The sequence below is a fragment of the Actinomycetospora sp. genome, assembly GCF_055612215.1.
On the sequence record NZ_JBVPVA010000357.1, the window covers coordinates 1 to 2,863 of the forward strand.

Annotated in this window: 2 protein-coding genes; both read right to left on the reverse strand. The window is 75.0% G+C overall.

From position 1 onward, the window contains the following. A partial coding sequence (locus AC0CYZ_RS10195; RefSeq protein ID WP_472214860.1) for an aminoacyl--tRNA ligase-related protein occupies nt 1-1,383 on the reverse strand: 1,383 nt, incomplete at its 3' end. A 247-nt stretch (nt 1,384-1,630) separates the two neighbouring features. After that, nucleotides 1,631-2,863: alpha/beta hydrolase fold domain-containing protein (locus AC0CYZ_RS10200; protein WP_472214862.1), on the reverse strand; the 1,233-nt coding region annotated here is incomplete at its 5' end.

The following is a 2,863-nucleotide window of genomic DNA, read 5'->3' on the forward strand; positions in this document are numbered from 1 at the left end:
CGGGTTGCGGGTGGAGAGCTCGAGGTAGAAGTCGTCGAGGCCGTAGTCGCGCAGCAGGTCGAGCACGAAGGTCAGCAGCGAGGTGATCTCGCCGGCCATCTGCTCGCGGGTGCAGTAGATGTGCGCGTCGTCCTGGGTGAAGCCCCGCGCGCGGGTCAGCCCGTGCACGACACCCGACTTCTCGTACCGGTAGACGGTCCCGAACTCGAAGAGCCGCAGCGGCAGCTCCCGGTAGGAGCGCCCCCGCGACCGGTAGATCAGGTTGTGCATCGGGCAGTTCATCGGCTTGAGGTAGTAGTCGATGCCCGGCCGCCGCACCGTGCCGTCCTCGGCCCGCTCCTCGTCGAGGTGCATCGCCGGGAACATGCCCTCGCGGTACCAGTCCAGGTGCCCCGAGGTCTGGAAGAGCTCGCCCTTGGTGGCGTGCGGGGTGTTGACGAACTGGTAGCCGGCCTCGGTGTGGCGCTGCCGGCTGTAGTCCTCCAGCTCCTTGCGGATGATGCCGCCCTTGGGGTGGAAGACCGCGAGGCCGGACCCGATCTCGTCGGGGAAGCTGAACAGGTCGAGCTCGGTGCCGAGGCGCCGGTGGTCGCGCCGCTCGGCCTCGGCGAGGCGCTCCAGGTACGCGTCCTGAGCCTCCTGCGACTCCCACGCGGTGCCGTAGATCCGCTGCAGCTGGGCGTTGCGCTGGTCGCCCCGCCAGTACGCGGCCGCGCTGCGGGTGATCTTGAAGGCCGGGATGTAGCCCGTGGTCGGGAGGTGGGGGCCGCGGCAGAGGTCGCCCCAGACCCGCTCGCCGGTGTGGGCGTGGACGTTGTCGTAGGCGGTCAGCGCGCCGGCGCCGACCTCCATGATCTCGCCGTCCTCCTCGGCGTCCGAGGTGCCCTTGAGGTCGACGAGCTCGAGCTTGAACGGCTCGTCGGCGAGCTCGGCCCGGGCGGCGTCGAGGGAGGCGTACTCGCGCCGGACGAAGCGCTGCTTCGCCTTGACGATCTTGCGCATGGCCTTCTCGAGGGACGCGAGGTCCTCCGGGGTGAACGGCTTCTCGACGGCGAAGTCGTAGTAGAAGCCGTCCGCGACCGGCGGGCCGATGCCGAGCTTGGCCTCCGGGAACTGCTGCTGGACGGCCTGCGCGAGCACGTGGGCGGCGCTGTGGCGGATCACCGCGCGGCCGTCCTCGGTGTCGGCGGGCACCGGCTCGACGTCGACGTCGGACTCCGGGCGCCACGCGAGGTCCTTGAGGGTGCCGTCGGGGGCGCGGACGACGACGACGGTGGTCTCCCCGCTCCCGGACAGTCCCGCGTCCCGCACCGCCTCGCCCGCCGTCGTGCCCGCGCCGACCCGGACGGTGGCGGCGGGCGCGGGGGCGATGAGCGAGGACACGGCGGTGCTCCTGGGTCGGTGCGGCGATTCCGCGGAGGAGTGGCTCCGCGTGATCCCAGCTTATCGACCGACTCCGACGGCCTCCCCAGCCGCGCCCCGGGGCCGTGTCGACGCCGGCGGTGATCATCGGTGACGGGAGACGGTCGGCCGATGATCAACAGCCCTCCGTGGCGGCCTCCGTGGCACGGAGACAGCAACCGAGGGCTGCTGATCATGGGCGAGGGCCCGGGGAGGCGGTCACCGCGGATCAGGCCGCGGCCCGGCCCGGGCGTGCGGGCCGGTGTCCCAGCGCGGCCACGAGGAACGCCTCCACGGCCCGGACGACCAGCCGGGTCCGCGGGGTGGGGAGCAGGTCGAACCCGTGCTGGGCGTGCGGCAGCTCGGCGTAGGCGACCGGCTGGTCCGAACCCGCCCGCAGCGCCCGCACGAAGGCCCGGCTCTGCTCCGGGACCACGACGGCGTCGCCGGTCCCGTGCAGCACGAAGAACGGCGGCGCCCCGGGGTGGACCCGGTGCAGGGGCGAGGCCTCGGTCCACGTCGCGACGTCGTGGGTGAGCGGCCCGGGCATCACCGTGTCGGCGAGCAGCAGGTCGAGGGTGCCGCTGCCGTCGTCCTCGGTGAGGTCGTAGATGCCGTAGAGGGTGACGGCGGCGTCGACGCGGGTCGCGCCCTCGCCGGTCAGCGCGGCGAGTGCGGCCAGGTGCGCGCCGGCGGAACCCCCGGTGACCGCGACGAAGCCCGGGTCACCGCCGTGCTCGCCGACGTGGGCGTGCACCCAGCGCAGCGCGGCCCGGACGTCGTCGATCATCGCGGGCCACCGGGCGTCCGGCCCGAGCCGGTAGTTGACCGTCACGCAGACCCAGCCGCGGTCGACGAGGTAGCCCATCAGGGGGTTGGCCTCGCCCTCCTTGCGGCCCGAGGACCAGGCGCCGCCGTGGATCTCGACGAGGACGGGGGCGCCCGCGTCGGTGGGGAGGTCCGGGTGGCGCCAGACGTCGAGGAGGTTCTCCCGGCCGTGCGGGCCGTAGGCGACGTCCCGCGCGCCGGCGGTGCGGAACCGGCGCGGCGCGGTGATCACGCGGGGCGGGAGCCGTCCGGGTGTCTCGGGGGTGGGCGCGTCCCGGCCGAGGGCCGTCGCGAGCGCCTCGGCCAGGACCTGCTCGGTGGCGCGGGCACGACGGTCCAGCGCCAGGACGGCGACGACGGCGGCCGCGGCGAGTCCGAGCCCCACCCGGCCCGTGGCCGTCCGCGCCGCCCCGCGACGGGCCGCGCCCGCCGCGACCCCGACGGTCACCGCGGCCGTCGGCCGGGGCAGCTCGGTCGCCAGGGCCGCGAGCAGCGACGCCCCGAGGGCCTCGGGCCAGCGCCGGGTCAGCGGCCGGAACCCGGCGGCGGCGACGAGCGCGGCCCCGGCACCCGCGGCCAGGGCCACGAGCGTCGAGCCCCAGGGCCCTCGGGAGTCCCGTCGCTCCGCTCGCCC